Genomic DNA, 26,020 nt, shown 5'->3' with positions numbered 1-26,020 from the left:
TGGGGGTGATGACCACCGATGCGGTTCCCAGTTCCCCGGCCAATGACCCGGCCCATGAAGAGGCTCCCAAGCAGGCCGACGAAAACGGACTTCGCAAGATCATCCATGTCGATATGGATGCCTTTTTTGCAAGCGTCGAGCAGCGCGACAATCCCGAATTGCGCGGGCGGCCTGTGGCTGTCGGCGGGTCAAGCGGGCGCGGCGTGGTGGCGGCGGCCAGCTATGAAGCGCGCAAATTTGGCGTAAAAAGCGCCATGCCATCGGTCACTGCGAAACGGTTGTGCCCCGATCTCGTTTTCGTGCGGCACCGCTTTGACGCCTATAAAGAAGCCAGCCGCCAGATACGCGCGGTGTTTGGCCATCACACCGAACATGTCGAACCGCTCAGCCTGGATGAGGCCTATCTGGATGTGACCGAGGACAGGCTTGGCATTGGCAGCGCGACCCGGATTGCCGAGCTGATCCGGCAGGAAATCCGCGCCAAAACGCAGCTGACGGCAAGCGCGGGAGTGAGCTACAACAAATTCCTCGCCAAAATCGCGAGCGATCAGAACAAGCCTGATGGCATTTGCGTTATTCGCCCCGGTGAAGGCGCACGGTTTGTGGCCGGGCTTCCCATTCGCCGCTTTCATGGTGTGGGGCCAAAGGCGGAAGAGAAAATGAACCGGCTTGGCATTGCCACTGGCGCTGATCTGGCGGCGAAAGACATCGCTTTCCTTCGCGCCAATTTCGGCAGCATGGCCGATTATCTTTACCGCGCCGCACGCGGGATCGACCTGCGCCCTGTGCGCGCGCACCGGGTGCGCAAATCTGTTGGCGGAGAGCGGACCTTCAGCGAGGATATTGGCGGCGGCGCGGCTTTGCGCAGCACGCTGGAAGATATCATCGAGATCGTGTGGAGCCGGATTGAGGCGGCTGGCGGCGGCAAAGACACACCGGTGCGCGGCAAGACCATCACTTTGAAAATGAAGTTCAACAATTTTGAGCAGATCACCCGGTCAAAATCGGTGCCGCACTGGATTGAAAGCAAAGCGGAAATGGCTGAGCTTGGCCGCGCGCTGCTGAATGAAGAATTGCCGCTGCCCATGCCGATCCGGTTAATGGGACTGACCCTCTCCAATCTGGACCGGGGTAAAGCGGCAGACCCGCCCAAAGATGATGCGCAGCTGAGCCTGCTTTAAGGCGGCCCGCGGCGCTTTTCCGTTTCGGCGCTAACCGCGGCGTTTTTCCGGCCTGGCGCTAACCGCGGCGCTTTTCCGTTTCGGCGCTATCCGCGCCGTTCAGCCCACGCACCAAGCCGCGCGCGCGAAATGCGGCCTGTATTGGATGGCAGGGCATCCGCCGGGAAAAAACGCGCCTCCACCACTTCGCGGCCATCGGGACGCGGTGTTTGAGTGGTGGTTGCCGCAAACAGATGGCCGATATGGTGCGAGCCGGAAATGGTCTCCTCCATCGTGCCCAGGGGTACAAGTGCGTCCGGCGAAACCTGCAATTCTTCGGCCAATTCGCGCGCGGCTGCGGCCGCAGGATCTTCGCCCGCGCCAATCCCTCCGCCCGGCAGAGCCCAAACGGGCGGGCCATAAGAATGACGCAGCAGCAGCACCTCGCCTGCCGGATTGGTCAGCACAATCGCCGCACCTGCAATCGGCTTTCCCCGCCAGCGCCGCCAGTAATGGCGCACCTTATGCGCCAGCGGCATAATCGCGCGGTGCACGGGCGCAGGGATCGCCTTGATAATCAGGTGAAGCATGTAATCTGCGGCGGCGCCGGGTGATCTTGCGCCGCTGCCAGCAGCCGGGCAATCGGCAGATCATGCGCTCCCTCCACCGCGCCAGTGAACACGCCGCGTTTGTCATCGCCGCGGATCACGAACAACAGCATTGCGGCCGCCAGCAATGCCGGCATGGTCAAAGTGATGCGGTCAAACGGAGCTTCTGGCGGGAGCGGATCGGGCGTCAGACGCAGCACGCTGCGCGTTTCATCGGCTTGCGGATCGGTGTTTGGAAACAGCGAAGCGATATGCCCATCTGCCCCCATTCCGAGCCAGACGAGCGTAAATTCCGGCGGCTCAGCCTCTTCATGCAACGCGTTTACCAGCGCGCCCAAAGGCTCAAAAATCGCGCGGATTTTGCCGGTGTTCGAAGCGGGGTGATCTTCGGGGACGATGCGGTCATCGGTGGGCCAGATCACCAGCCGGGTGAAATCGAGATCGCGGCTCGCCAGTTCTTCAAATATCGGAAACGGCGTTGACCCGCCCGGCACCGCAATCGCCAGATCGCCTTCGCTGGTGGCCAAAGCCCAATCGAGAAATGCTGCAATTCGGTCAGCAATATCGACCGCGTCCTGCCCGCCCAGAAATTCTATATTGTCCATCGCGCTTTCACTCTTTCAAAAGCCGCGCATAGCAAAAAGGCCGCCTCCGCCTATAGCGGAAACGGCCTTTTGGACGGGGTTTATTGCCCCTTGTTCCGGGGGCGCTTGATACGCGCCTCTCCTGCTTTGTCTTAACCGAGCGCTGAATTGAGGAACCACACACGCTCTTCGGCCATGTCGGTCCAGTCATCAATCAAACCGTCCGTGGCATTGTCGCCTGCGGCATCTGCGGTTTCTTTCATCGCTTTCAGGCGTGCGACCATGTTTGCGTTATCATCGCGCAATTCGCGGATCATATCGTCCGCGCTGAGCGATGCGCTGTCCTGGTCTTTGACCTGCGTATGCTGCGCGATCATGCCAACAGATGTGATCGTATCGCCGCCCAGTTTGCGCGCGCGTTCACCGATGGCATCGATCTGGTCGCGAATTTCAATTGCGTGCTCATCAAACATCAGGTGCAGATCGCGAAAGCGCGGACCTTTCACATGCCAGTGAAAGTTCTTTGTTTTCACATACAGCGCAAAATGATCGGCCAGCAGGCCATTGATTTCGGCAACCATTTGAGTGGTGGAGTTGTTGTTAGGGTCAAGCATTTCTGCCCTCCTTTTAATCTGTTTGCACGCGAAAGACCGTCAGTATGGACGGGGGAACCGCGCGCCGCCTTCTTCACCTAACCAATGGATAAGGCGGGATTTAGTTTCGAGAAAAACGCATTTGCAGTGATCGGCAAAAGCGATCAGTAGATATTGTAACGAGCGTTCAATCCGATGAAGATGCCCGCAACAAACAAACACACGCCCAGTGCCATGCGCAGATAATAAAGCGGATAGCGCGCCAGCGTTCGTTCTCCCATCAGCCAGCCCAGCGCCAGCGCCGCCGCGCCGCCCAATGCGCCGCCAATCGCAGCGGCTGGCGCGTAATTGGCAGCGGCGGCAAGTGCAAAGATGATAAAGCGCGGCCCGTCCCCGATCTGGCGAAAAAGCAGCACCGCGCTGATGGCAAAGGCAGACCGGGTCGGTTCTTTGGCGGGTTTCATTTTTACCGGCCACACGCATTCAATCGCGGCTGCCACCAAAGCGAAAGCCACCAGCATTTCCGCTGCGCGCGTGGGCAGGATATGCGCAATGGTTGCGCCCGCAAAGGCCAGCGCAACGCCGCTGAACACCGCGCAGGCAATGCCAAACACCAAAGGCGGTACAGCGCGGCCTGTCGCATCGGACAAATTCGCCACAACCAATTGATCGCGCGCACCCTGAGCGCACACAAAAACCAGCAGCATAGTGAAAAGAAACGTATCCATTGCACCGAGCTTTAGCGCGGCAAGGTTAACGAGCAAATCAATGCGATGCGCCTGCGCGCCGCCGGGACCGCTGGCACAAAGGGGCAATCCGGCCTACCAATCGGTTTTTCAACGGCGCGACATATAAGAGGGGCGACACCGCATGAAATTGGAACAGGGCATGGCCGCAATCGTAACCGGCGGCGCATCGGGAATGGGCAAGGCAAGCGCGAAGGCATTGGCCGATGCGGGGCTGAACGTCGCGATTTTCGATATCAATGAAGAGGACGGCAAAGCGCATGCCGCCGCAATTGGCGGCACGTTCCACCATGTCGATATCATGGATGAAGCTTCTGCCATTGCCGGATTTGAAGCCGCGCGCGCCGCTAACGGACAGGAACGCGCGCTGGTCCACTGCGCCATGGCATCCAAACGCGGCAAGACGATTGGCTATGACAAGGAAACGGGCGGCTACAAACGCTTGTCCAGCGAAGATTACGCATTCGGCGCGCAAGGCATTCTGGTCGCCAGCTACCGCATGGCGAGCCTCAGCGCGCTGGGCATGGCGCATGCCGACCCAGTCAATGATGACGGCGAACGCGGATCTATCACTCTGACTGCCAGCGTCGCCGCGCAGGATGGTCAGATCGGCCAGGTGATTTACGGATCGTGCAAATCGGGCGTGAACGGCATGGTTCTGCCCATGGCGCGCGATTTGATGGACCTGGGCATTCGGGTAAACTCGGTCATGCCCGGCATTTTTGCAACGCCGCTAATGCTCGGCATGAAAGACCGCAATCCGCAAATGTGGGATCAATTGAACGCCAGCGTGCCCTTTCCCAAGCGGCTGGGCGAACCGGAAGAATTTGCCTCGCTGATCGTAGAGATTGCCCGCAACACCTACATCAATGGCCATCAATTCCGGCTGGATGGCGCGATCAGGATGCCCCCTAGATAAACGCGAGCGAATGGCGAGCGTCTATAAAGGCGCGCCCCTCTTCCAATTTGAAACTTTGCAAGGCCTCACCAGTTAGAGGGTCAAACCCGCAGCGCGTTTCAAAAACGCCCTGCCTTGCAAAACTCTTATCAGGAGACATCAATCATCATGACCAAAGCCGCACTCGCACCGCTTAACGCTGCCAGTTCCATCCTCGACAGCGCCAAATCGCGCTACACCACCAAGGAATACGACCCCGCCCGCCCGATCAGCGAGGATGATCTGGCAAAATTGCGCAGCCTGCTGCAATTCAGCCCGTCGAGCACCAATGCCCAGCCATGGCACTTTATCTTTGCCACTACCGATGAAGGCAAAGCGCGCGTCGCCAAAGGGACGGAGGGAGACTTCAGCTTTAACAAACCCAAAGTGCTCAATGCATCGCTCGCGATTGTGTTCGCCTCGCGCACGCAGCTCAGCGATGATTTCCTCGCGCGAGTGCTCGAAGTGGAGCAGGCCGATGGCCGTTTTGCCGAGGACCCAGAGAAACTGGCCAAGCAAACCGATGATGTGCGCAAAATGTTCATCAATATGAACCGCGATGCGGGCAAGCTTGCCGAATGGAACGCGTGCCAGACGTACCTCAATATGGGCCAGTTCATGCTGGGCGCGGCATCCATGGGCATCGACACAACGCCAATGGAAGGCGTGGACCACAGCGCGCTGGATGCAGAATTTGGCCTGTCGGACAAAGGCCTGCAAAGCCTCGCGATTGTCACTGCCGGTTACCGCGCCGATGATGACTTTAACGCCGCCCTGCCAAAATCGCGCCTGCCCCTGGGCGATATCATCACCGAGATTTGATCGGAAACGTAAACGGCCGGGTGTAGCCAGACTGGAGCGGGTGAAGGGAATCGAACCCTCGTCGTCAGCTTGGGAAGCTGCTGCTCTACCATTGAGCTACACCCGCGCCTGATTTGCGCGTGCTTTTGGCGCGGGGGCGCTCTGCCGCAAACGCTTTGGATGGTCAATCAGATAGGTGATGATGCGGCGTGTCCGTTATATTGGCCCGCAATGGCGGAACCGATTGGATTCGCCCGCTCATGCCCTTATGGCGTGCGACAGATATTGATGCTTGAGAGGAATATTCATGCGCCAGGTTGATCATTTTATTGTCGGCGATAGCCCCGCGCCCACACGCAAACACCAGATATGGAACCCATCGACCGGCGAAGTTCAGGCCGAAGTTGCGCTTGGCGATGCCGCTTTGCTCGATGCAGCGGTTGAAACCGCCAAGAAAGTCCAGCCGGGCTGGGCCGCGACCAATCCTCAGAAACGCGCGCGCGTCATGTTCAGGTTCAAGGAACTGATCGAGGCGAATATGCAATCGCTTGCTGAATTGCTGTCGAGCGAGCACGGCAAGACGGTTCCCGATGCCATCGGCGATGTGCAGCGCGGACTGGAAGTGATCGAATATACCTGCGGCATTCCGCAGGTTTTGAAAGGCGAATACACGCAAGGCGCAGGCCCCGGCATTGATGTGCTTTCCACGCGCCAACCGCTTGGCATTGGCGCCGGGATCACCCCGTTTAACTTCCCCGCGATGATCCCGATGTGGATGTTCGGTATGGCGTGTGCTGCGGGCAATGCGTTTATCCTCAAACCATCAGAGCGCGATCCATCCGTGCCTGTGCGTTTGGCCGAATTGTTTATCGAGGCGGGCGCACCTGAAGGCCTGCTGCAAGTCATCCATGGCGATAAAGAAATGGTCGATGCGATTATCGATCATCCCGATATCCCCGCGATCAGCTTTGTCGGAAGCTCTGACATCGCGCATTACATTTACCGGCGCGGCGCAGAAAAAGCCAAACGTGTGCAAGCCTTTGGCGGCGCGAAGAACCACGGGATCGTGATGCCAGACGCTGATCTTGATGCTGTGGTGAACGATCTGGCAGGCGCGGCCTTTGGCTCGGCGGGCGAACGCTGCATGGCGCTGCCCGTGGTGGTGCCGGTCGGCGAAGACACGGCTGAGCGACTCAAGGAAAAGCTGCTGCCGGCCATCGCGGCCCTGCGGATCGGCGTTTCAACCGATCCCGATGCGCATTACGGCCCGGTGGTTACGCCTGAACACAAGGCCCGCATCGAACAATGGATCACCACGGCTGAAGAAGAAGGCGGCGAGATTGTCGTCGATGGGCGGGGATACACTTTGCAGGGCCACGAAAACGGGTTCTTTGTCGGCCCCACATTGATCGACCATGTGACGCCGCAAATGAAGTCTTATCAGGAAGAAATCTTCGGCCCCGTCCTGCAAATGGTCCGCGCCAAGGATTTTGAAGAGGCTGTGCGCCTGCCGTCAGAGCATCAATACGGCAACGGCGTTGCGATCTTCACTCGCAATGGCCACGCCGCACGCGAATTTGCTGCCCGCGTTCAGGTGGGCATGGTGGGTATCAATGTGCCGATCCCTGTGCCTGTTGCTTATCATTCGTTTGGCGGATGGAAGCGATCAGGATTTGGCGATATCGACCAATACGGGACCGAAGGCCTCGCATTCTGGACCAAGCTGAAAAAGATAACCCAGCGTTGGCCCGATGGCTCGGCTGATGATGGCAACGCTTTTGTGATCCCGACTATGGGCTAACGGCAAATGGGGTGATAGAGTTTGTCCATGTCCTCATACAAACTCATCGCCCCCTTCGCCCTTGCTGTCTCTGCCATAGCTGCGCCTTTTGCCGCCAATGCAGACACGAACACGCCGGTTATCCCGGAGCGCTTTCATGGCACATGGGATGATGTGAACAGCGATTGCTCACCCAATTCCGATGCGCGGCTGCGCATTTCAGCGGGCGAAATGGTCTTTTACGAAAGCGTCGCCAAAGTGACCAGCGTCCGGCAGGACAATGAAGGCGCGCTCATCACTGTGCTTTCCACCGGCGAAGGGGAAACGTGGGAGACGACCTACCGGCTTCGCGTCCAAGATGGCCGCCTGTTTATGGAAGTTGCGGGCACCAATTACGGCGCGCTTGAACGCAAGCGCTGCCCGGCAGGTGAGGGATAAACGCTTGCGCTGGTTGTTTACCGCTTGCCTTGCGCTGATCCTTACTGCTTGCGCTACAACGCCGGAGCTACCGGGCAAACGGATTGCGATAACCTTTGACGATACGCCGCGCCATCCTGGCGCCTTTTTCAGCGAAGATGAGCGCACGCGCCTGATGATCGAAGCCTTGCGCAAAGGCGGCGTTGAACAAGCGGCTTTCTTTATCAATCCGGGCAAAATTCCCGAGCGGCCCGGCGCCGAGGCGCGCATCGCAGCCTATATCGATGCCGGGCATGTCATCGCCAATCACACATTCGGCCATCCCCGGCTTTCGCGCACGGAAACCGGCGAATATATCGCTGAAATCGACCGGGCAGCCCAATGGTTGGCGGAGCGAAAAGGCACACGCGAATGGTTCCGCTATCCCTATCTTGATGAAGGCCGCAATGACAAAACCAAACGTGATGCGGTGCGCGGTGCTTTAAGCGCGCGAGGCCTGCTCAATGCCAGCCCAACGGTCGATGCCTCGGATTGGTGGATTGACGGCGCACTTAACAAGGCCGAGCGTGAGGGCAAAGCCTACGATCCGGCAGCCGCTGGGCGATTGTTTGTCACCGCCCATGTGGAAGCGGCAGAGTTCTACAACGCCTTGGCCCTCAAGACGTATGACCGCCCTATCGTGCACAATATCCTGCTGCACGAAACCGATTTATCGGCATTGTTTCTGGGCGATTTGATTGCGGGTTTGAAAAAGGCAGGGTGGACGATTGCCACCGCCGATGAAGCCTTTGCCGACCCTGTATATCTGAACACGCCCGATGTTCCCTCAGCGCAGGGGACATTGGTTGAGCTTGCGGCGTGGCACAAAGGGATCGGATCGCAGCGCTGGTATCCGGGCAATAATACACGGCTTTTGGAAGAGCGGTTCAACCGCGAAGTTCTGGGCGAGGCCGAAGGGGAATAGGATGCGCGGTTTTCCAATCGTTGCCTGCTTGGCTTTGCTCTCCGCATGTTCGTATGAAGTGGACCAATCCCCCAACACCGACGACCCTAGTGAGCCTTCCACATTGATCGAGCAGGGCGGTCAGGAAAAGGTCAATCGCGAACCCGCGCCCGAAGCGTCCGCAGGTGCCTCAACCCAAACCGCCGACACCAGCATTCCAGACCAATATCATGGCGTGTGGGTGTGGGATTACATTCAGGTCAGTTGTGAGACCGCAAATGAAGAGCGGATCGAGATCAAATCGGATAAAATCGTCTTTTATGAGAGTGTAGGCACGGTTACATTGATAGAACAACACTCTGAAGGCTTAATCGTCTCGCTTGAAATGCAAGGTGAAGGCGAAATCTGGACACGGCGAGAAATGCTTCGATTGGTGAAGCGGGACTCTAACGACGTCACCTTGTACCGGCTTCCAACACCGGACGAAGACATCTTAGTTACTCCGATTCCGTGGACAAGGTGCCCCCAATGACCTCTCGCCAACGCACAACCTCCGGCTCCCCCTATGAGGCGCAATTCGGCTTTTGCCGCGCAGTTCGGACAGGCAATCGGATCATTGTTGCGGGCACTGGCCCCGTCGAAGATGATGGCTCCACCACACGCGATATTCATGGGGTGGGCGATGCCGCCGCACAAGCTGAAAGGTGCTGCGATCTGATCCTCGCGGCCATTGAGGAATTGGGCGGCGAGGCAGAGCATGTCGTGCGCACGCGCATGTTTTTGACCGATCCCAATGACCAAGACGCGGTGGGCGAGGTGCACAAGATCTTCTTCGGAAGCGCCAATCCGGCTGCGACCATGGTTGGCGCAGCGTGGCTATGCCGCCCGGAATGGAAGGTTGAGATTGAAGCGGAGGCGGTGATCGAATGATGAGCGCGAGTATACGTTATGGCCTCGCAGCGGTCCTCGGCGCTGGCTTAGGCCTTGCCAGCGCATTGTATATGGCGGGGCTTTGGCCAGGCATGAAACCGCTCGATTTCGGCGATGTAGAAGTGGATGGCTGGCGCAGCGATTTTGCTATCGGGTCTAAGGCCGCCGATCCCTACACCCGCGCCCGCGTTGCGCGCCATGGCCTCTTGGGATTGGCTAAAAGCGAAGCGGTCTATTTCACCCGCACCACTGATGGCGCAGGCGATCCGCTGCGCGAGGAATGCGAATACGCGATACTGGGCGGCGCACTGCCTGCAAATTGGTGGTCGATCACTTTGTACGATGCACAAAGCATGCTGCCCATGAACGAGGATAAAGCGCTCAGCATGGATGCGACCAGCATTTCAGGTGAAGCGGATGACTGGAGCGTGCTCGTCGCGCCCGAAAGACCGGAGCCAGGGGTCGACTGGATTTCCAGCCGCAATGCAGGCCAGTTTGATCTCACCCTGCGGCTTTACCTGCCCGATGAAGAGCTGCTGTCCGATCCGCAAACCAGTTTGAAACCCCCGGTTATTGAACGCTTGTCCTGCAAAGGGGACGCATCATGACCCGCTGGATTGGCCCCGTCGCCGTGCTCATCATCACCGCCATCGCCGCGCATTGGGCGGCGCTGCATTATGCACCCGGCGTCATTATGGACCGCACGCTTGCAACGCTGAAAAACCGCGGGATCAGCCAGCACGCTTTCACCACGCCGCAGCGGATCACCCCGCAAACACAGGCCGTGGTGCGCACTTCGCCTGACCTCTTCTATTCGCTGTGCCGCTATGATTTGAGCGAGCCGGGCAGCCGCCTCAATGTCACCATGGCCGAATGGCCCGGCTATCAGTCGCTGTCTTTCTTTGATGCCAACACCAACAATTATTTGACGGTGCGCGGCGAAGGGCTGGCGAAATCGGTACAGCTTGTCGCGGGCAGCTCAGGTGATGATGCCGCCACGATCAGCCCAACACCGCGCGGCGTGGTGCTGATCCGGCGGCTCGCGCCCACGCAGGAGCTGTTTGACGAGGCAAAACAAGTCGCGCAAAGCGATTTTTGCGAGCTTGAAACGAATTAGCCGGCTGCATTCGCTGCAACGGGGCTGCCCATCCGGCACACCATCAGCGTCTTTTCCACATGCTCCATCAGCTCATCAGCATCGGCCATCGCGTCCAGTTCCGGTGCGGGGATGAACACAAATGGCTCTGCCCCCGGTTCAGCCATCAGGATCGCAGGCAAAGCAATCTCGCGCGCGCCGCCTGTGCCCAATTGCGGGTGGGCACCGGTAAAATCATCGCGGTGATAGATCTCAACATCCAGATCAAGCTCATCCAGAAAATTGCGCCAGTCCCTGCGCATAGACACCGCACCATATGTAAGCGCGCATAAAGAGCACGGATAGGTGTCCGGGCGCAGCTGTTTGTGCACCGCATGCATCAGAGCCTGGATCAGACCTGTATCAGCGTTGTAGACAAGGATAAGGCGTGCGCGATTTTGTTGTGCAGACATATATCAGTCTACGCATGATAGCGCGCAAAGGTTACACCTGCGCCCATTATTTATCCGCCAGCATTTGAACCGTTCCGGTAACCGAGAACGGCGTCTGCAGCCCGGCGCGGGCACCTCCGCCCAGAATATAGATCACCCCGCCCACCGATGCTGTTGCAAAGCCGTGACGCGGCTTGCTGAGATCAGCTTCATCCTGCCAACCCGCCTGCGGATCAGCCAGATCGAGTGATGCATGCCGTGCCAGCACGAGGCCGCTATCCAGATCTTCTCCGCCATAGACATGCAAGCGGCTGCCAATCACCGCAGCACCGTGGCCGCCAAGCTTAAACGGAGCATCGGGCAAACTTGTCCAGCTGTCCGAGCCAAAATCATACACTTCGATAACAGATGACGCATCGCCGAGCGCCGGGCTGCGACCGCCGGTTACGAACAGACGCGTTTCATCCATGGCAATCGCATGCGAATGGCGCGCGGTGGGCATGGCGGACATCTGCGACCACCGGCCGCTTGCCAGATCATACCGGCGCAAATGCGCGACTGTTTCGCCCCCGCTTTCCCCGCCAATCAGGAACAAGCCCCCATCGCGATAGACCATCGCGTGCTGGCCCAATTCAGTGGGAAGCTTGGCGATTTCCTCCCACCCCGAAGCAGGCTTTGCAGGGTCAAAGGCGAACACAGCAGCATCGCGATCCGCATTGAATGGCAGACTTGAATACCCGCCGCTTGCAAACACCATGTGATCATTTGCCGCCATCGCCACATGATGCAAAGCGCGCGGCAGATCAGGGCAATCGCGCCATTCTTGCAACCGTGTGTCATAAGCCTCGCAGCTTTTGAGAGTGCGGAAAAACCCAATCCCGCCAGCGGTGTAAATCACGCCCTCATGCGTGGCGGCGTGAATCTCAGAGCGCGGCTCTGTCATATCGCCATCACTGACCATAAACTTGGGGGCGAGCCACCAGACAGCCCACGCCAGCAAGGCAATTGCAACTACGGACAGAACGGCAATGCGCAAGGTTTCGCTCCCCTCTATCCAAGACTAACCGCAATCACACCGGGACACCTAGCAAAAATCTGAAAGCCTATCCCTTTAATTGCCGCGCAAGGGGGCTAGATGAGCCGCCATGACAGGACAATTTTCCCTTACCGACGATCAGCTCGCCATTCAGGAAGTCGCGCAGCGTTTCACCGCCGACCAGATCACGCCATTTGCGGCGGAGTGGGATGAGAAACACATCTTTCCCAAAGACACGATCAAGCAATCGGCAGAGCTCGGCTTTGGCGCGATTTACGTGTCGGAGGAAAGCGGCGGCATCGGGCTTGGGCGGCTCGAGGCCGCGCTGATTATGGAAGCGATGGCCTATGGCTGCCCCACCACGTCCGCCTTTATCTCGATCCACAATATGGCCGCGTGGATGATCGATGAGTTTGGGCAGCAGGAGCTAAAAGACCGATATCTGCCTGACCTCATCGGCATGGAGAAAATCGCAAGTTACTGCCTGACAGAACCCGGCAGCGGGTCGGATGCGGCGGCTTTGAAAACCACGGCCCGGCTCGATGGCGATCACTATGTCTTGAACGGGACCAAACAGTTTATCTCAGGCGGCGGCGTGAACGATGTCTATGTCTGCATGGTCCGCACTTCCGATCACAAAACGAAAGGCATCTCCTGCCTCGTGATCGACAAAGATACGCCGGGTGTCAGCTTTGGCGCGCCGGAGAAGAAACTGGGCTGGAACGCCTCCCCCACTGCCCAAGTGATTTTCGAGGACGCGCGCGTGCCAGTGGCAAACCGGGTCGGCGATGAAGGCGAAGGCTTTCGCTTTGCCATGATGGGCCTTGACGGCGGGCGTTTGAATATCGGCGCATGCTCGCTGGGCGGCGCGCAAAGGTGCCTGGACGAAGCGATTGCTTACACCAAGGATCGCAAACAGTTCGATCAACCCGTTGCCGATTTCCAGAACACGCAATTTATGCTCGCGGATATGGCAACCGACTTGGAGGCGGCACGCGCTCTACTCTACCTCGCCGCAGCCAAAGTCACCGATGGAGCGCCCGACAAATCGCGCTTTTCCGCCATGGCAAAACGCCTCGCGACCGATAATGGCAGCAAGGTTGTGAACGATGCGCTGCAACTCTTCGGAGGATACGGATATCTGCGCGATTACCCGATTGAACGGTTCTGGAGAGACCTGCGCGTGCACTCGATCCTGGAGGGCACCAATCAGGTGATGCGCATGATTGTGGGCCGGGATTTACTGCGGCAGTGAGGCGGCTCGCAATCTCAGTTTTGGCTATTGTCTCACTTGGGCTTGGCGCTTGCGATGATCGCCCCGACCAATGGGACGCGTTCATTTACACGGGTGATACTCTGCTAACAAATGATACCATCCGCGGATTTCGGACTTTTGATCTTTGCCAAAAGGCTGCGATTGAGCACCTAGAAAGAGCAAGACCTGATGGCGGGGGTGACTATGAATGCGGCTACAAGTGTAAACCAACGGGCTATGGCACCAACATTTGCGAACAAACAAAGAAATAATAGCGATGTATGATCGTAATTCGGGACTGGCTGCTGCAATGAAAACGAAGTCTGCACTCGCAGTGACATTCACTCTGCTTGGATTGTTATCCGGTTGTCAAAGCCCACTAAACGAGCAAGAGGCAAGTGAGAATACAACACACGTAGCCACGTTGTATCGCAATGGTAGCCTAGACAAGAATATGCGGCTCCATTTTGCCACCTTTGATGTTAAGGGCGAGGCAAACGACTACAACCAGAACAACTGCCAAATGGTAACCCGCCTTCTAAACAGCAACGTAAGTGAACAATGGAGGGCGCAGGGATTGCCCGATGTTGGATTTTGGTGTGAGCCCGGTCCCTATCGCGAAGATGGGGTTGCGCCGACTGTATTTGACGCGGAGTATCCAACAGACGCGCAAGGATATCCAGCACCATGACACCTGACGTTTTAACCCGCACCAATGGCCCCATCGGGCATATCACATTGAACCGTCCCAAGGCGCTCCACGCGCTGACGCTCGATATGTGTCATGCCATGTCCAACGCGCTCACCGTATGGGCGGATGATGACGCGATTGAGGCGGTCATACTCGACCATGCCGATGGCTCCCGCGGCTTTTGCGCAGGCGGCGATATCGCTTTCCTGCGCGATTCAGCGCTGAACGATGGCGGGGTATCGGGGCGCAAATTCTTTCACGATGAGTATCAGCTCAACCATCAGATGTTCACCTATAAAAAGCCGATTGTGGCGTTCATGGACGGGATCACGATGGGCGGCGGCGTGGGCATTGCGATGCCAGCGAAATTCCGCGTGGCGACCGAGAACACTCGGTTCGCCATGCCAGAAACCGGGATTGGTCTGTTCCCCGATGTGGGCGGCGGCTGGTACCTTTCGCGCCTTGGCGGGCGGATTGGGCAGTTTCTCGCGCTCACCGGTGCGCGGCTGGACGGGGCGGAGGCCTTGTGGGCGGGCCTTGCCACGCATTACGTGCCAAGCGAGATGCTTGATGAGATTAAGGAGCGCATAATCGAACGGCCCGGGCGCATTCGCGGTATCCTGTCCGAACCTGTCGGCACTCCGCCCGAGGCGCGAATTGAGAAAAACGCGCTCAAAATCGCGAAACACTTCGCCTCTGACAGTGTCGAGGAAATCGGTGCGAGCCTGGAGGCGGCCATCGAAGAAGGCGATGACTGGGCGGTGAAAGAACGCGATACGCTTGGCACCAAGAGCCCGCAGACCTGCAAAGTCGCCATGCGGCAACTCGCGGAAAGCACCGAACTCACTGACTTTGCCGACAATATGGTGATGGAATACCGCATAGCTTCGCGCGTTTTGACCCGGCCCGATTTTGCCGAAGGCGTCCGCGCGGTCATCACAGACAAAACCAACGATCCCAAATGGGATCCCGCAACGCCAGAAGAGGTCAGCGAAGAGCTGATAGACAGCATCTTCGCGCCGCTGCCGGGGGGCGAGGAGTGGAAGCCGCTTTAGCAGTTACGACATGCCGGTTGCGCCTTCGTCATTGCGAGCGAAGCGAAGCAATCCAGAGCCTAGTGCGCTGCTGCCCCTGGATTGCGGCGTCGCTTCGCTCCTCGCAATGACGATTAAGGAGACACAAATGACCTACGAAACGATTCTCGTCGAACCCAACGCCCAAGGAAACACCGGCGTTACGCTGATAACGCTCAACCGGCCCAAGGCACTGAACGCATTGAACAGCCAAGTGCTGGATGAATTGATCCAAGCTTTCGCCGCTTACCAAGCCGATGACAGCCAGCTTTGCGCTGTGCTGACAGGGTCAGGCGAGAAAGCCTTTGCCGCGGGCGCTGATATCAAAGAGATGAGCGAGAAAGCGGCAGCTGATTTTTACCTCGATGATTTCTTCTCGCCCTGGACGTCTGAAATCGTCAAGAAAACGCGCAAGCCCTGGATTGCGGCGGTCAATGGCTTTGCCCTTGGCGGCGGGTGCGAGCTTGCGATGATGGCGGATTTCATCATCGCCTCGGACAATGCCAAATTCGGCCAGCCAGAGATTAAGCTGGGCGTGGCCCCCGGCATGGGCGGTTCGCAAAGGCTCACCCGCGCGATTGGCAAATCCAAGAGCATGGAAATGTGTCTGACAGGCCGCATGATGAGCGCCGAGGAAGCCGAACGCGCAAACCTGATCGTGCGCGTGGTGCCGCAAGCGGACCTGATCGCAGACGCGCTTAAAACCGCCAAGACCATCGCAGGAATGCCGCCCATGGCGACAATCGCGAACAAGGAAATGGTGAACTCAGCGTTTGAAATGACGCTAGATCAAGGCTTGATCGTTGAACGCCGTATCTTCCAAATTTTGACCGCATCAGAGGACAAAGCCGAGGGTATGGCCGCATTTATCGAGAAGCGTGAGGGCGTGTGGAAGGGGCGCTAGACACCCACGTCATCCTAGCGAAACGTTACGAAACTCACGCCCACACTCTCAAAACTCGTCATTGCGAGGAACGCAGTGACGCGGCAATCCATGATGCGACGCTGAGCTAACGGCGAACGATCCCAGATCAAGTCTGGGATGACGAAAATCGGAGATTACCTATGAAAATCGCCTTTATCGGGCTCGGCAATATGGGCGGCGGGATGGCTGCTAACCTTGTGAAGGCGGGCCATGATGTGCGCGCTTTTGATTTGAGCGAGGATGCGCTGGCCGCTGCGAGCGAGGCCGGATGCACCACATTCACCAGCGCCAAAGAGGCGTGCGCGGATGCAGAGGCGGTTGTTTCCATGTTGCCGAATGGGGCCATTGTGAAATCCGTTTACGAAGCAGACGTGATCGGCAAGGCCCCTGAAGGAGCGGTTTTCCTCGATTGCTCGACCATTGATGTCGCCACCGCACGCGCGGTGATCGAAAGCGCTGAAGGGGCAGGTTACGCCATGGTCGATGCGCCCGTGTCCGGCGGGATTGCGGCAGCGAATGGCGGCACGCTGACCTTTATGGTCGGCGGTACGGGCGAGGCCTTCGCCCGCGCGGAGCCGATCCTGCAAGCTATGGGCAAAGCCGTGATCCACGCAGGGGATGCAGGCAATGGACAGGCGGCGAAGATCTGCAACAACATGCTGCTCGCGGTGCAAATGATCGGCACGGCAGAGGCGTTTTCCATGGCGGATAAACTCGGCCTTGATCCGCAAACCTTCTACGATATCTCCAGCGTATCCTCCGGCCAGTGCTGGTCCATGACAAGCTATTGCCCGGTTCCCGGTGTTGGCCCTGAAAGCCCTTCGGATAACGATTACCAAGGCGGCTTTGCCTCAGCGCTGATGCTCAAAGACTTGCGCCTTGCAATGGAGGCGGCGCACACTTCGGGGGCGAAAACGCCGCTCGGCAAGCATTCGGCTGAGATTTACGAGGCGTTTGCTGGAGAGAATGGCGCGCTTGATTTCTCAGCGATTATCAAGTCGCTCTGATCCCCCCAATCCTCCCCGAACCGGGGAGGATTAGCTTTTTATCTCCCCGATCACCTGCTCCAGCCATTCGCGCGGGGCCTTGCGCCGTCCGACATCGGCGACAAATTCCTGACCCCGCGCGACGGAGCGCAATCTGCCGCCTGAGATCCACCTGTCTTCGCGGTCGTGATAGGACAGCCCGCCGCGTTTCAGCCATGCGGGCCGCTGCCACAGGCTAGGCGGGCCTTCGGGCACCGTCAGGCGCAAGGTATCGCTGGCCTGGTTTGCCGTGCGCCCTTCCCCTCGCCAGATCACATCGTTTTTGTGGTGCATCGCCAGCGCATGGGGATGCGCTAAATCCAGCGCCCATTGCGGCGCGCCACCTGCCAGAGGCACCATTTCTTCCACTCGCAAATAACCAAAGATGCGGTGATGCGGCTCTCCCGTTTCCTCCTCTGCGAACAGACCGAAGAACACAAACACATCCCCCAGCCCTACGCCTTGGCGTTCCAGATGCGTTTGCGCAGCCCCGCATTGACCGAAAACGCAGGTTCCATCAGGCAGGAACATCGGATCATGGTGGCACAAATCATCCGCGCCCAGCTTCCCCCGGCTCGCCCGCGCCGCATATTCGCCCAGCCCCAGATCGCCATAGGTCGTGCAGCTGGCCGCGCGCCCTGCAATGCGCGCTGCCGGGATCGGCAAGCTTAACGGCCTCCCACCCACAATCGGCGAAGGCCCGCCGCCTGCACTGCTGTCAAACCCTTTGCGGCTAAAGATAATGCGCATGGCCTGTGCTATGCGGTCCCGCTTCCGCCACGGCAAGCCGCCATGACCCGCCTGCCCCCTTTACGCTGCACCACCATCGCCGCTAAAGGACTTAACCATGAACGCTGATACAAAAGTCACTGCGCTGATAATGGCAGGCAAGAGATCGGGAGTGCTTGATCCTCTGGCTAAGCGCGCAGGCGTTTCGCAAAAAGCGGTCGTGCCGGTGAACGGCATCCCGATGGTTGAACGCGTCACCGCGCAGGTCGCTGCCTGCGAAAAGGTCGATCAAATCCGCATCATCGCGCACGAACCCGATGAAATCGCAGCGCTACCCACCGTGGCCAAATTGCTGGATGAAGGCCGCTTGTCCTTTGTTGAGGGCAAGTTTAACATTGTCGACAGCGTCTTTGCAGGCGCGGATGGGGCGCAGTTTCCCATCCTTTTGACCACAGCAGACAATTGCCTTGTCACACCGGAAGGATACAGCGAATTTATCGGCAAGTGCCTGGACGCTGGCGCAGGCGGCGCGGCAGGCCTTGCTCGCAAAGAGGACGTGCAGGCCGCCGATCCGCAAGGCCAATCGAAATTCTATCAGTTCAAAGATGGCGCGTTTTCCAATTGCAATATGTATTGGATCGGCAATGAAAGCGCGCTTAGCGCTGCTGAAATCATGCGCGAAGGCGGACAGTTTGTGAAATTTCCCCGCCGCATTATCAAAGCGTTCGGGTTCCTCAATCTGGTGCGTTTTCGCCTTGGCACAGGATCGAAAGAGAAACTGTTTGCGCAGATATCCAAGCGGTTCGGGATCAAGCTGGTGCCGATTGTCCTGTCCGATGGCCATTACGCCATCGATGTCGACAATGAACGCACTTACACCGTGACCGACACCATATTGAAACGCCGCGAAGGCGAGCGCGATCCCGCAGCCTAGGGCCTGACACGCGTGAAACGGCTGTTCACCAATATCGGCTGGCTGCTTGGCGGGCGCGGTTTCAACGCCGTGATGAGCCTTGTGTATCTGTATCTTGCTACCAATGCTCTGGGGCTGGAGCGGTTCGGGCACTTTGCGCTGATTATTGCTTTGGGTCAGGCGATTACAGGCCTTGCCAATTTCCAGACATGGCAATTTATCGTGCGCTGGGGCGCAAACGGCGTGACGGATGAGAACGCGCCAGACAAAGAGCCTGATCCGGCTAATGTGCGCGAGGCGACAGGGTTTGCCATCGCGCTTGATATGATTTCCGTCGCTATGGGGACGGTCATTGCAGCCCTGGTCATCGCCAGCGTCGCGCAGTGGAACTGGCTGCCGCTGCCGCCCGATCTGTACGCGCTGACATTTGGGTATTGCGCGGTCTCGCTGTTGTCGATCCGCGCGACGCCCACCGGGCTCTTGCGCCTGCGGTTCAAATTCGCCACCGCGACTGCGGCAGAGGCGGTTCAGCCTGCCATTCGCGCTGCGGGCGCTATCCTTGCCTTTTTCGCAATGCCTGATGTCATAGGCTTTATCCTTGCCTGGGCTGCGTCAGAGGTATGCGTAGCGATTGCCTTGTGGTTTGCCGCAGCGCGCGATCAGAAGATTGACCTGTCCGCGCTCAGCCTCACGCGTATCCCGGCCAAATATCCAGACGCATGGGCGTTTGTCTGGTCGACCAATATGTCGGGCAGTCTCACCATTGCGGGCAAGCAAGTGATAATCCTGCTGGTCGGCACTTTTGGCGGAGCGGCGCTTGCAGGTGGCTTCCGGGTTGCCGCGCAATTGGGACAAGCGCTTGTCAGCCTTGCGCAGACTGTGTCGAAAGCGATCTTCCCAGAGCTCGTCCATGCCAAGGAAAACGCGCTGATGCTAGCCCGGCGCATGGCCAATATCGCTCTGGTCGCAGGTGTGATTGCCGTGCTGGTCGCGCTGATGGGCGGACGCTGGGCGCTGGAGACGATCACGCAGGAAGATTTCAGCGGGTTTTACTGGGCAATGGTGATCCTATCCATCGCAGGCGCAGTGGAGCTGATCGGGGCGAGCCTTGAATCGCTGCTGGTGAGCGCCGGCCGAGCAGGCACAGCCTTTATCGTGCGCGCCGTGCCGACCATTTTGGCGCTGGTGATGCTGGATGCCGCGATTGACTGGAACGGCGCAAAAGGCGCGGCCTTTGCCGTGCTGGGATCAAGCTCTTTGGCCGTGATCGGGTTCTATGTGGCGATCCTGAATCTGAGCGAGATCAAGATTTCGGTGAAGGGGGATGGGGAGAAAACTTAACTGCCGCATTCCGCGCGGATGTAGTCAAGATAGTCTTCAATCGGCTCCAGCCCCATTTTCTTGCGCAACACATCGAGTTTGTCGGGATCTGCCAATTTCTCAAGGCCGCTTTCGCCATCTCCGCAGGAGAAATGCGTGCCATAAAGCTGTTCACCGGACAGCTTTAGCATGACGCCATCATAGACTTCGGCAAATTCCCAACCCTTCAGGCCGCCTTTTTGAACCTCAGCTTCCATCAAGCGGAGCATTCTTACCTGAAACGCGGGGTCGTGATCGCCCTGCCATACCATTAGCCGCGCATTGCCTGCACCAGATCGGGTGGAATTTGCCTCACTCGGCCAACCATGACGTGCAACGATCTCTTCAAGCCACCGCGTACGGGCAAATTGCAACCGCACAAGTTCGCTTTCAAGAAACGCTCCAAAGACAAAGCGTTCGTCTTCAGTCATTTTGGGAGGGCGCTCTGGGTTAAAGGTAAGCCGGTCTCCGTACCCTTTGGCCCTCCCCCAGAAGTGCGCTTTAAGCAGTACATGGTAGCGCATCGAAAAGTAATCGATTTCTCCCAAAATCTGCCTGAAATGGAGGGCAGAGATATTGCCTTCGGCAATTTCCAGCCCTTCGATCAAGCCATCGAAAACCAGCCGGGCAGACCGCGCCGCCTTAGCGAATTCTTCATACGTCTCAAACCGGTCGAGCAGCCCTTGATTGCCAAAGGCGACTTGCTGGCACATCGAGGCAGCACCGGAAAACTCACCTTCGATAAGAACAACGCCATATTCCGCCATCTCAGTGTAAAGCCGCGCCGTTCCCTCTTCGTCGCATTTATTGAACCAAGCTTTCAGCTGCGCATATTGAGAGCGTTCTTCGGCGGTCGCGCCGGGGAAAAACCCGCGCAGATATTCCAGTTCGCCAAGGTCAAAACCGTCATAGATGTAGCCCTTGTTGATGACCCGATCAGCAATGAAGGCAGGCGGCTCCGGGTAATCGGGCTTAGCGGGCGGCGGATCTAGCGGAAAAGCTTCCTCCAACGGCTCGGGCGTGACAGGCACCAATTCAGAAACGGGCGGATCGTCCGCCGCGATCAGCGATACGCCAATCGCGGCGATGATGCCTGCTTTGAGCCCTCTTGCAATCACCCCGCAGGCTCTTCCCATGCCAGTTTCGGTTTCCGTGCCGCTGCCGTTTCATCCAGCCGCCTGCGCGGAGCGAAGTAGGGTGCTTGCTTCAGGCTCTCATCGCCTGCCAATGCGCGCTCGGTCACGCTGCGGAAGGCTGTGATGAACTGGTCGATCGACGCCTTGCTTTCCGTCTCTGTCGGCTCGACCAGCATCGCGCCGTGGACCACCAGCGGGAAATACACTGTCATGGGGTGAAAGCCTTCATCGATCAGCCCCTTGGCAAGGTCCAAAGTCGACAATCCGCCGCCGAAATCCTTATCGCCAAACAGCGCCTCATGCATGCACGGGCCGCTGTCTGCGAATGGCGCGTGGAGGATATCTTCAAGGCTGCGCAGGATGTAATTGGCGTTGAGCACAGCGTCTTCGGCGACTTGTTTAAGCCCATCCGCACCGTGACTGAGCATATAGGTGAGCGCGCGGGTGAACATGCCCATTTGCCCGTGAAACGCTGTCATCCGGCCAAAGTGATTGAGCGGCCCGCCAAAATGTTCGCGCGCAAAATCGTCGGCTTGTTCTTCCTCGATCAGATGCACCACGCCATCCGCCGTGCGCGCCGTGTAAGGCAGCGGCATGAACGGGGCGAGAGCTTCGGACAGAACCACTGGCCCAGACCCCGGTCCGCCGCCGCCATGCGGGGTGGAGAAGGTTTTATGGAGGTTGATGTGCATGGCATCAACGCCAAGATCGCCCGGACGCACCTTGCCAACGATGGCGTTAAAGTTTGCACCATCGCAATAGACATATCCGCCCACTTCGTGAACCGCATCGGCAATCGTGCGAAAGTCCTTTTCGAACAATCCGCAAGTGTTCGGGTTGGTAATCATCACCGCCGCCACGTCAGGGCCAAGGCGTGCTTTCAAAGCCTCGACATCCACACGGCCTTCGGGCGTTGCGGGGATATTGTCGACTTTATAGCCCGCAAACGCTGCTGTGGCAGGGTTGGTCCCGTGCGCGCTTTCCGGGACCAGCACGACCTCGCGCGGGTTTCCGGCGGCGGTGTGCGCTGCGCGGATCGCGAGGATACCGCACAATTCACCGTGCGCGCCCGCTTTGGGGCTCATCGCAACGCTGTGCATGCCAGTTAGCTTAAGCAGCCAATGCGCAAGCTCATTGATCACTTCCAGCGCGCCTTGAACGGTTGAAACCGGTTGCAGCGGGTGAATATCGGCAAAACCGGGCAACCGCGCCATTTTCTCATTGAGGCGCGGATTGTGCTTCATCGTGCACGAACCAAGCGGGAAGAACCCCAGATCAATCCCGTAATTCTGCCGTGAAAGGCGCGTGTAATGGCGCACGGTTTCCGGCTCTGTCAGGCCGACAAGACCGATTGCGTCGGTGCGCTCAAATCCGCCAAGGCGGTTAGGGGCCGAAGTGTCAATCTCGGGCAGGTCCACACCTGTTTGCTCAGCATGGCCAATCTCGAAAATCAGCGGCTCTTCCAGCATCAGGGCGCGATTGCCTGTAGTGGTGGGCGCATCACCTGCCGCATCAGCGACTTCCATCTGCGGTTTCCAGCCGGATTTGTTGGGCGCGTTCATTGGGCTGGCTCCTTCACGAGCGTTTCAAGTTCGGCGGCAAGCGCCTCGATATCTTCCTCAGTGGTCATCTCGGTCACAGTGACCAGCAGCGCGTGTTCGAGCGCCGCAACGCCGGGATAAAGCCGCCCAAGCGACACGCCGCCCAGAATGCCCCGATCCGCCAGATCGCGCACAATGTCGCGCGCAGGCCTGCCATCGAGCATGAGAGTGAACTCATTGAAAAACGCATTGTTGAGCAGTTTCACGCCCGGAACCGCGGCCAAACGGTCCGCGGCATGGCAGGCAAGACGGTGATTTTCCGCCGCCAACTGGCGCAGGCCTTTTTCGCCCAGCAAAGTCATATGCGCGGTGAATGCGAGCGCGCACAGGCCTGAATTGGTGCAGATGTTCGATGTCGCTTTCTCGCGCCTGATATGCTGTTCGCGGGTAGAGAGCGTCAGCACAAAACCGCGCTTGCCGCTCGCATCCACTGTCTCTCCGCACAGCCGTCCGGGCATCTGGCGCACATGCTTGGGATCGCGCACGGCGAACAGGCCAAGATATGGCCCGCCAAATTGCAAGCCAACGCCCAGCGCCTGGCCCTCACCCACGACAATATCCGCGCCCATTTCGCCGGGCGATTTCACCGCACCCAACGCCACCGGTTCGGTGTTCACGACCACCAGCAAAGCGCCCTTTTCATGCGCGGCATCGGCGACTTTCGACAGATCAGAGATGCGCCCCAGAATGTCGGGATATTGCACGACGACGCAGGCGGTATCCTCATCAATGCGCGAGGTCAGCGTTTCGAGATTGGGTTCAGGCGTGATCGCGGGCTGCGCCGTCGCAATCTGTTCGCCAGTAAACTGCGCCATGGTTTTGACGACTTGCGCGTAATGCGGGTGAAGCGCGCCTGAGAGCACCGCTTTGTTACGCTTGGTCACCCGCGTCGCCATCGCAACCGCTTCCCAGCACGCGGTCGAGCCATCATAGAGCGAGGCATTCGCCACCGCGCAGCCATAAAGACGCGCGACCTGCGTTTGAAATTCAAACAGCATTTGGAGCGTGCCCTGCGCAATCTCGGGCTGATAGGGCGTGTAAGCGGTCAGAAATTCGCCGCGCTGGATGATGGTATCAACGCTGGCGGGCACATGGTGCCGGTACGCGCCCGCACCGAGGAAAAACGGCGCATCGCCTGCGGCCAGGTTCTTACCCGCAAGGCGTTTCATATGCCGCTCAACCGCCATTTCGCTCGCATGCATAGGCAGATCGCGAATGGGACCATCGAGCCGCGCAATTTCGGGCACATCGACGAAGAGATCATCGATTGAGCCCGCGCCAATTGTGGCGAGCATATCGCTGCGGTCGGTGTCAGTTAGGGGTAAGTAACGCATTGTTTTTCAACCTTCGTCATCCCAGCGAAAGCTGGGATCTCTCTCAACACAGTGGGGCACAAGCGGCTAGCGATCCCAGCTTTCGCTGGGATGACGCGGTCTAAAGCCCCGCGACGAATGCCTTGTAAGCTTTGTCGTCCATCAGACCTTCCAGCTCGGCCTTGTCGCCAATGGTCATGCGGAAGAACCAGCCGTCTTCTTCGGGTGAGGAATTGACCAGAGCAGGCTCTTCTTCGAGCAGGTCATTGCCTTCGGTCACTTCGCCGGTAATCGGCGCGTAAACATCGCTGGCCGCTTTCACACTTTCGACCACCGCCGCATCTCCGCCTTTATCAAGAGCGGTGCCGACACCGGGCAATTCAACAAAGACGATATCGCCCAATTGTTCTTGCGCGTAATCGGTAATGCCAACGGTGGCGCTATCGCCTTCGACATCAATCCATTCATGTTCATCAGTAAAATAACGCGGCATGTGGGTTAGCTCCCTCTGTAGTAGCGGTGCGGGACAAATGGCATGGGTGATACGGTAGCGGCGAGGCGTTTGGTGCGCACTTGGCATTCCAATGCGGTGCCTGTCTCGGCATAGGTCGCGTGGACATAAGCCATCGCAATCGGCGCGCCCAAAGTGGGCGAGAACCCGCCGCTGGTGACTGTGCCGACTTTGGTATCGCCTGCATAAACATCAGCGCCTTCGCGCGCGGGCATGCGCCCTTTGAGCGTTAGGCCGACGCGGACCCGGTCTGTGCCTTCATTGATCTCGCGATTGATCCGGTCTGCACCGGGAAATCCGCCTTCACTGCGGCGGCGCTTGTTAATGCCGAAGATAAGGCCTGCTTCGATGGGGCTGATATCGGGCGACAAATCATGCCCGTAAAGTGGCAATCCAGCCTCCAGCCGCAAACTATCGCGCGCACCCAGCCCGATGGGTTCCACCTCTGGCTCTGCGCATAAAAGCGTCGCAATTTCCTCTGCGGCTTCGGCGGCAATCGAGATTTCAAAGCCGTCTTCGCCCGTATATCCGGCGCGCGCAATCGTCGCATTGTGGCCCGCAATTTCAAACTTGCCAAAGCGCATGAATGTGAGATCGGAGATCGCGTATTCGCCGCTTGCATGGCGCGCCAAGGCATCGGCTGCCTTTGGCCCCTGCAACGCCAGCAGCGCGTGGTCTTCCATATGATGCAGCGTGATTTCATCGGGCAGATGTTCGCGCAGATGAGCGATATCGTCATATTTCACCGCGCCGTTCACCACCAGATAAAGGTGGCCGGGCCAGCGCGAGACCATCAGATCATCGAGCACGCCGCCATTTGCATCCAGCAGCAGCGAATAGCGCTGACGGCCGAGTTTGAGGGTGGAAAGATCAATCGGAAGCACCGCCTCCACCGCTTCATCCAGCCCTTCGCCTGACAGCAGAACCTGCCCCATATGCGACACGTCAAACAGGCCCGCTTGGGTGCGCGTCCAATTGTGTTCGGCAACAATGCCGCCGTTTTCGCCGGCATATTGGATCGGCATTTCATAGCCCGCAAACGGAACCATGCGCGCGGCGCGAGCGCGGTGCCATGCATCCAATGGCAACGTGCCAAGCGGCATGTCTTCGCCTGTATCTTTAGGTGGTGTTTCGCTCAAAATCGTGTTCCCCAGACAGGTGCAAGAACGCTTCGGATGAAGCGCGTATTCTTGCCCCCTCTGTCGGGTGAACCTGAGAGCTTCAGCGGCGCGCCGGATCGCGGCGCGCGCCTCCCCTTCGGTGGTTTCCAACCCAAGGCCGGAAACGCTTTCCAGAGTGCCAATGCTTTTGCGCGGTCCCTTGTACCTGAGAGTTTCCGGGGCGGTTGCTCCTTCGGCGCCGGTCCGATTTCGAACCAAGCTCTCCCGCGCAAAAATGCCAGAATCACTTCCGGCCAGCGAGGCCTT

At 58.4% G+C, this 26,020-nt stretch carries 29 protein-coding genes, 1 tRNA gene and 2 riboswitches; of the genes, 17 read left to right on the top strand and 13 right to left on the bottom strand.

Annotated features, from left to right (window positions below):
- Nucleotides 1-8: 8 nt before the first annotated feature.
- Nucleotides 9-1,181 (top strand): DNA polymerase IV, encoded by a 1,173-nt coding sequence (gene dinB / locus AC0V6W_RS11235; protein WP_486150025.1) that lies wholly within the window; start codon nt 9-11, stop codon nt 1,179-1,181.
- Between the two features lie 86 nt (nt 1,182-1,267).
- On the opposite strand, the gene AC0V6W_RS11230 is transcribed toward dinB, so the two are convergent.
- The 4 genes from AC0V6W_RS11230 to AC0V6W_RS11215 form a co-directional block, all read right to left on the bottom strand.
- Nucleotides 1,268-1,750 (bottom strand): NUDIX domain-containing protein, encoded by a 483-nt coding sequence (locus AC0V6W_RS11230; RefSeq protein ID WP_486150023.1) that lies wholly within the window; start codon nt 1,748-1,750, stop codon nt 1,268-1,270.
- Nucleotides 1,738-2,373: a 6-phosphogluconolactonase gene (locus tag AC0V6W_RS11225; RefSeq protein ID WP_486150021.1), complete on the bottom strand. Its 636-nt coding sequence runs from the start codon at nt 2,371-2,373 to the stop codon at nt 1,738-1,740. Before AC0V6W_RS11225 ends, AC0V6W_RS11230 begins: the two co-directional genes overlap by 13 nt.
- A 131-nt stretch (nt 2,374-2,504) precedes the next feature.
- The gene (locus tag AC0V6W_RS11220; protein WP_486150019.1) at nt 2,505-2,966 is read right to left on the bottom strand and encodes a Dps family protein; all 462 of its coding nucleotides are present in this window, start codon (nt 2,964-2,966) and stop codon (nt 2,505-2,507) included.
- A gap of 143 nt (nt 2,967-3,109) precedes the next feature.
- Complete coding sequence (locus AC0V6W_RS11215; RefSeq protein WP_486150017.1) at nt 3,110-3,673, bottom strand: hypothetical protein; 564 nt, start codon at nt 3,671-3,673, stop codon at nt 3,110-3,112.
- Nucleotides 3,674-3,815: 142 nt separating this feature from the next.
- Between AC0V6W_RS11215 and AC0V6W_RS11210 the strand changes: the two genes are divergently transcribed.
- Nucleotides 3,816-4,610, top strand: a complete 795-nt coding sequence (locus AC0V6W_RS11210) for an SDR family oxidoreductase (RefSeq protein ID WP_486150015.1) — start codon at nt 3,816-3,818, stop codon at nt 4,608-4,610.
- 147 nt (nt 4,611-4,757) lie between these two features.
- On the top strand, nt 4,758-5,450 hold the full coding sequence (gene nfsB / locus AC0V6W_RS11205; protein ID WP_486150013.1) for an oxygen-insensitive NAD(P)H nitroreductase: 693 nt from the start codon (nt 4,758-4,760) through the stop codon (nt 5,448-5,450).
- Nucleotides 5,451-5,482: 32 nt separating this feature from the next.
- Here nfsB and AC0V6W_RS11200 read toward each other — a convergent pair.
- Nucleotides 5,483-5,556 (bottom strand) — tRNA-Gly (locus tag AC0V6W_RS11200).
- A 180-nt stretch (nt 5,557-5,736) separates the two neighbouring features.
- Here AC0V6W_RS11200 and AC0V6W_RS11195 point away from each other — a divergent pair.
- The 7 genes from AC0V6W_RS11195 to AC0V6W_RS11165 are packed head-to-tail and all read left to right on the top strand — an operon-like array spanning nt 5,737 to nt 10,616.
- Nucleotides 5,737-7,230 (top strand): CoA-acylating methylmalonate-semialdehyde dehydrogenase, encoded by a 1,494-nt coding sequence (locus AC0V6W_RS11195; RefSeq protein ID WP_486150011.1) that lies wholly within the window; start codon nt 5,737-5,739, stop codon nt 7,228-7,230.
- A 27-nt stretch (nt 7,231-7,257) separates the two neighbouring features.
- On the top strand, nt 7,258-7,647 hold the full coding sequence (locus AC0V6W_RS11190) for a hypothetical protein (RefSeq protein WP_486150009.1): 390 nt from the start codon (nt 7,258-7,260) through the stop codon (nt 7,645-7,647).
- Nucleotides 7,648-7,651: 4 nt separating this feature from the next.
- Nucleotides 7,652-8,590 (top strand): polysaccharide deacetylase family protein, encoded by a 939-nt coding sequence (locus AC0V6W_RS11185; RefSeq protein WP_486150007.1) that lies wholly within the window; start codon nt 7,652-7,654, stop codon nt 8,588-8,590.
- A gap of 1 nt (nt 8,591) precedes the next feature.
- Nucleotides 8,592-9,101, top strand: coding sequence for a hypothetical protein (locus tag AC0V6W_RS11180; protein ID WP_486150005.1), 510 nt, complete (start codon nt 8,592-8,594; stop codon nt 9,099-9,101).
- Nucleotides 9,098-9,499 carry a RidA family protein gene (locus AC0V6W_RS11175; protein WP_486150003.1) on the top strand — a complete coding sequence of 134 codons (402 nt, stop codon included), beginning with the start codon at nt 9,098-9,100 and terminating at the stop codon, nt 9,497-9,499. Before AC0V6W_RS11180 ends, AC0V6W_RS11175 begins: the two co-directional genes overlap by 4 nt.
- On the top strand, nt 9,496-10,107 hold the full coding sequence (locus AC0V6W_RS11170) for a DUF1214 domain-containing protein (protein WP_486150001.1): 612 nt from the start codon (nt 9,496-9,498) through the stop codon (nt 10,105-10,107). Before AC0V6W_RS11175 ends, AC0V6W_RS11170 begins: the two co-directional genes overlap by 4 nt.
- The gene (locus tag AC0V6W_RS11165) at nt 10,104-10,616 is read left to right on the top strand and encodes a DUF1254 domain-containing protein (RefSeq protein ID WP_486149999.1); all 513 of its coding nucleotides are present in this window, start codon (nt 10,104-10,106) and stop codon (nt 10,614-10,616) included. Before AC0V6W_RS11170 ends, AC0V6W_RS11165 begins: the two co-directional genes overlap by 4 nt.
- Here the strand turns inward: AC0V6W_RS11165 and AC0V6W_RS11160 are convergent.
- Complete coding sequence (locus tag AC0V6W_RS11160; RefSeq protein WP_486149997.1) at nt 10,613-11,047, bottom strand: hypothetical protein; 435 nt, start codon at nt 11,045-11,047, stop codon at nt 10,613-10,615. The genes AC0V6W_RS11165 and AC0V6W_RS11160 overlap by 4 nt on opposite strands.
- 46 nt (nt 11,048-11,093) lie before the next feature.
- Nucleotides 11,094-12,062 (bottom strand): Kelch repeat-containing protein, encoded by a 969-nt coding sequence (locus AC0V6W_RS11155; protein WP_486149995.1) that lies wholly within the window; start codon nt 12,060-12,062, stop codon nt 11,094-11,096.
- A 109-nt stretch (nt 12,063-12,171) separates the two neighbouring features.
- Here AC0V6W_RS11155 and AC0V6W_RS11150 point away from each other — a divergent pair, with 109 nt between their 5' ends.
- The 5 genes from AC0V6W_RS11150 to mmsB all read left to right on the top strand — a co-directional run bounded on the left by AC0V6W_RS11150 (nt 12,172) and on the right by mmsB (nt 17,013).
- Nucleotides 12,172-13,317 (top strand): acyl-CoA dehydrogenase family protein, encoded by a 1,146-nt coding sequence (locus AC0V6W_RS11150; RefSeq protein WP_486149993.1) that lies wholly within the window; start codon nt 12,172-12,174, stop codon nt 13,315-13,317.
- Nucleotides 13,318-13,594: 277 nt separating this feature from the next.
- Nucleotides 13,595-14,008 carry a hypothetical protein gene (locus AC0V6W_RS11145; protein ID WP_486149991.1) on the top strand — a complete coding sequence of 138 codons (414 nt, stop codon included), beginning with the start codon at nt 13,595-13,597 and terminating at the stop codon, nt 14,006-14,008.
- Nucleotides 14,005-15,063, top strand: coding sequence for an enoyl-CoA hydratase/isomerase family protein (locus AC0V6W_RS11140; protein ID WP_486149989.1), 1,059 nt, complete (start codon nt 14,005-14,007; stop codon nt 15,061-15,063). Before AC0V6W_RS11145 ends, AC0V6W_RS11140 begins: the two co-directional genes overlap by 4 nt.
- A gap of 127 nt (nt 15,064-15,190) precedes the next feature.
- Nucleotides 15,191-15,985: an enoyl-CoA hydratase-related protein gene (locus tag AC0V6W_RS11135; protein ID WP_486149987.1), complete on the top strand. Its 795-nt coding sequence runs from the start codon at nt 15,191-15,193 to the stop codon at nt 15,983-15,985.
- A 161-nt stretch (nt 15,986-16,146) separates the two neighbouring features.
- Nucleotides 16,147-17,013 (top strand): 3-hydroxyisobutyrate dehydrogenase, encoded by an 867-nt coding sequence (gene mmsB, locus AC0V6W_RS11130; RefSeq protein WP_486149985.1) that lies wholly within the window; start codon nt 16,147-16,149, stop codon nt 17,011-17,013.
- A 30-nt stretch (nt 17,014-17,043) separates the two neighbouring features.
- On the opposite strand, the gene AC0V6W_RS11125 is transcribed toward mmsB, so the two are convergent.
- A complete protein-coding gene (locus AC0V6W_RS11125) occupies nt 17,044-17,781 on the bottom strand; it encodes an Nmad3 family putative nucleotide modification protein (protein ID WP_486149983.1) in 738 nt (245 codons plus the stop codon).
- A gap of 97 nt (nt 17,782-17,878) precedes the next feature.
- On the opposite strand from AC0V6W_RS11125, the gene AC0V6W_RS11120 reads away from it, so the two are divergent.
- The gene (locus AC0V6W_RS11120) at nt 17,879-18,694 is read left to right on the top strand and encodes an NTP transferase domain-containing protein (RefSeq protein ID WP_486149981.1); all 816 of its coding nucleotides are present in this window, start codon (nt 17,879-17,881) and stop codon (nt 18,692-18,694) included.
- Between the two features lie 12 nt (nt 18,695-18,706).
- Complete coding sequence (locus AC0V6W_RS11115; RefSeq protein WP_486149979.1) at nt 18,707-20,014, top strand: lipopolysaccharide biosynthesis protein; 1,308 nt, start codon at nt 18,707-18,709, stop codon at nt 20,012-20,014.
- On the opposite strand, the gene AC0V6W_RS11110 is transcribed toward AC0V6W_RS11115, so the two are convergent.
- The 5 genes from AC0V6W_RS11110 to gcvT form a co-directional block, all read right to left on the bottom strand.
- A complete protein-coding gene (locus AC0V6W_RS11110) occupies nt 20,011-21,150 on the bottom strand; it encodes a DUF6624 domain-containing protein (protein ID WP_486149977.1) in 1,140 nt (379 codons plus the stop codon). The two genes, AC0V6W_RS11115 and AC0V6W_RS11110, sit on opposite strands and share 4 nt — an antisense overlap.
- Nucleotides 21,147-22,730, bottom strand: a complete 1,584-nt coding sequence (gcvPB, locus tag AC0V6W_RS11105; RefSeq protein WP_486149975.1) for an aminomethyl-transferring glycine dehydrogenase subunit GcvPB — start codon at nt 22,728-22,730, stop codon at nt 21,147-21,149. The genes AC0V6W_RS11110 and gcvPB overlap by 4 nt, the downstream gene beginning before the upstream one ends.
- Nucleotides 22,727-24,103: an aminomethyl-transferring glycine dehydrogenase subunit GcvPA gene (gene gcvPA, locus AC0V6W_RS11100; RefSeq protein WP_486149973.1), complete on the bottom strand. Its 1,377-nt coding sequence runs from the start codon at nt 24,101-24,103 to the stop codon at nt 22,727-22,729. Before gcvPA ends, gcvPB begins: the two co-directional genes overlap by 4 nt.
- A 100-nt stretch (nt 24,104-24,203) precedes the next feature.
- Nucleotides 24,204-24,575, bottom strand: a complete 372-nt coding sequence (gene gcvH, locus AC0V6W_RS11095) for a glycine cleavage system protein GcvH (protein ID WP_486149971.1) — start codon at nt 24,573-24,575, stop codon at nt 24,204-24,206.
- Between the two features lie 5 nt (nt 24,576-24,580).
- Nucleotides 24,581-25,696, bottom strand: a complete 1,116-nt coding sequence (gcvT, locus tag AC0V6W_RS11090) for a glycine cleavage system aminomethyltransferase GcvT (RefSeq protein WP_486151585.1) — start codon at nt 25,694-25,696, stop codon at nt 24,581-24,583.
- Nucleotides 25,697-25,782: 86 nt separating this feature from the next.
- Nucleotides 25,783-25,896, bottom strand: a riboswitch (glycine riboswitch).
- Nucleotides 25,897-25,991, bottom strand: a riboswitch (glycine riboswitch).
- Between the last annotated feature and the right edge of the window lie 29 nt (nt 25,992-26,020).

Source organism: Erythrobacter sp. JB1-7, from assembly GCF_057365015.1.
The sequence above is the reverse complement of the archived record's forward strand: the minus strand, read 5'-3'. Positions and strand labels throughout refer to the sequence as shown.

Coding starts and splice junctions, on each gene's coding strand:
- AC0V6W_RS11210 (WP_486150015.1), top strand. CDS start 3,816: ATGAAATTGGAACAGGGCATGGCCGCAATCGTAACCGGCGGCGCATCG.
- AC0V6W_RS11165 (WP_486149999.1), top strand. CDS start 10,104: ATGACCCGCTGGATTGGCCCCGTCGCCGTGCTCATCATCACCGCCATC.
- AC0V6W_RS11225 (WP_486150021.1), bottom strand. CDS start 2,373: ATGGACAATATAGAATTTCTGGGCGGGCAGGACGCGGTCGATATTGCT.
- AC0V6W_RS11215 (WP_486150017.1), bottom strand. CDS start 3,673: ATGGATACGTTTCTTTTCACTATGCTGCTGGTTTTTGTGTGCGCTCAG.
- AC0V6W_RS11175 (WP_486150003.1), top strand. CDS start 9,098: ATGACCTCTCGCCAACGCACAACCTCCGGCTCCCCCTATGAGGCGCAA.
- AC0V6W_RS11190 (WP_486150009.1), top strand. CDS start 7,258: ATGTCCTCATACAAACTCATCGCCCCCTTCGCCCTTGCTGTCTCTGCC.
- AC0V6W_RS11150 (WP_486149993.1), top strand. CDS start 12,172: ATGACAGGACAATTTTCCCTTACCGACGATCAGCTCGCCATTCAGGAA.
- AC0V6W_RS11220 (WP_486150019.1), bottom strand. CDS start 2,966: ATGCTTGACCCTAACAACAACTCCACCACTCAAATGGTTGCCGAAATC.
- AC0V6W_RS11135 (WP_486149987.1), top strand. CDS start 15,191: ATGACCTACGAAACGATTCTCGTCGAACCCAACGCCCAAGGAAACACC.
- nfsB (WP_486150013.1), top strand. CDS start 4,758: ATGACCAAAGCCGCACTCGCACCGCTTAACGCTGCCAGTTCCATCCTC.
- gcvT (WP_486151585.1), bottom strand. CDS start 25,696: ATGCCGCTTGGCACGTTGCCATTGGATGCATGGCACCGCGCTCGCGCC.
- AC0V6W_RS11140 (WP_486149989.1), top strand. CDS start 14,005: ATGACACCTGACGTTTTAACCCGCACCAATGGCCCCATCGGGCATATC.
- gcvPB (WP_486149975.1), bottom strand. CDS start 22,730: ATGAACGCGCCCAACAAATCCGGCTGGAAACCGCAGATGGAAGTCGCT.
- gcvH (WP_486149971.1), bottom strand. CDS start 24,575: ATGCCGCGTTATTTTACTGATGAACATGAATGGATTGATGTCGAAGGC.
- mmsB (WP_486149985.1), top strand. CDS start 16,147: ATGAAAATCGCCTTTATCGGGCTCGGCAATATGGGCGGCGGGATGGCT.
- AC0V6W_RS11120 (WP_486149981.1), top strand. CDS start 17,879: ATGAACGCTGATACAAAAGTCACTGCGCTGATAATGGCAGGCAAGAGA.
- AC0V6W_RS11125 (WP_486149983.1), bottom strand. CDS start 17,781: ATGCGCATTATCTTTAGCCGCAAAGGGTTTGACAGCAGTGCAGGCGGC.
- AC0V6W_RS11160 (WP_486149997.1), bottom strand. CDS start 11,047: ATGTCTGCACAACAAAATCGCGCACGCCTTATCCTTGTCTACAACGCT.
- AC0V6W_RS11230 (WP_486150023.1), bottom strand. CDS start 1,750: ATGCTTCACCTGATTATCAAGGCGATCCCTGCGCCCGTGCACCGCGCG.
- AC0V6W_RS11145 (WP_486149991.1), top strand. CDS start 13,595: ATGTATGATCGTAATTCGGGACTGGCTGCTGCAATGAAAACGAAGTCT.
- AC0V6W_RS11180 (WP_486150005.1), top strand. CDS start 8,592: ATGCGCGGTTTTCCAATCGTTGCCTGCTTGGCTTTGCTCTCCGCATGT.
- dinB (WP_486150025.1), top strand. CDS start 9: ATGACCACCGATGCGGTTCCCAGTTCCCCGGCCAATGACCCGGCCCAT.
- gcvPA (WP_486149973.1), bottom strand. CDS start 24,103: ATGCGTTACTTACCCCTAACTGACACCGACCGCAGCGATATGCTCGCC.
- AC0V6W_RS11170 (WP_486150001.1), top strand. CDS start 9,496: ATGATGAGCGCGAGTATACGTTATGGCCTCGCAGCGGTCCTCGGCGCT.
- AC0V6W_RS11195 (WP_486150011.1), top strand. CDS start 5,737: ATGCGCCAGGTTGATCATTTTATTGTCGGCGATAGCCCCGCGCCCACA.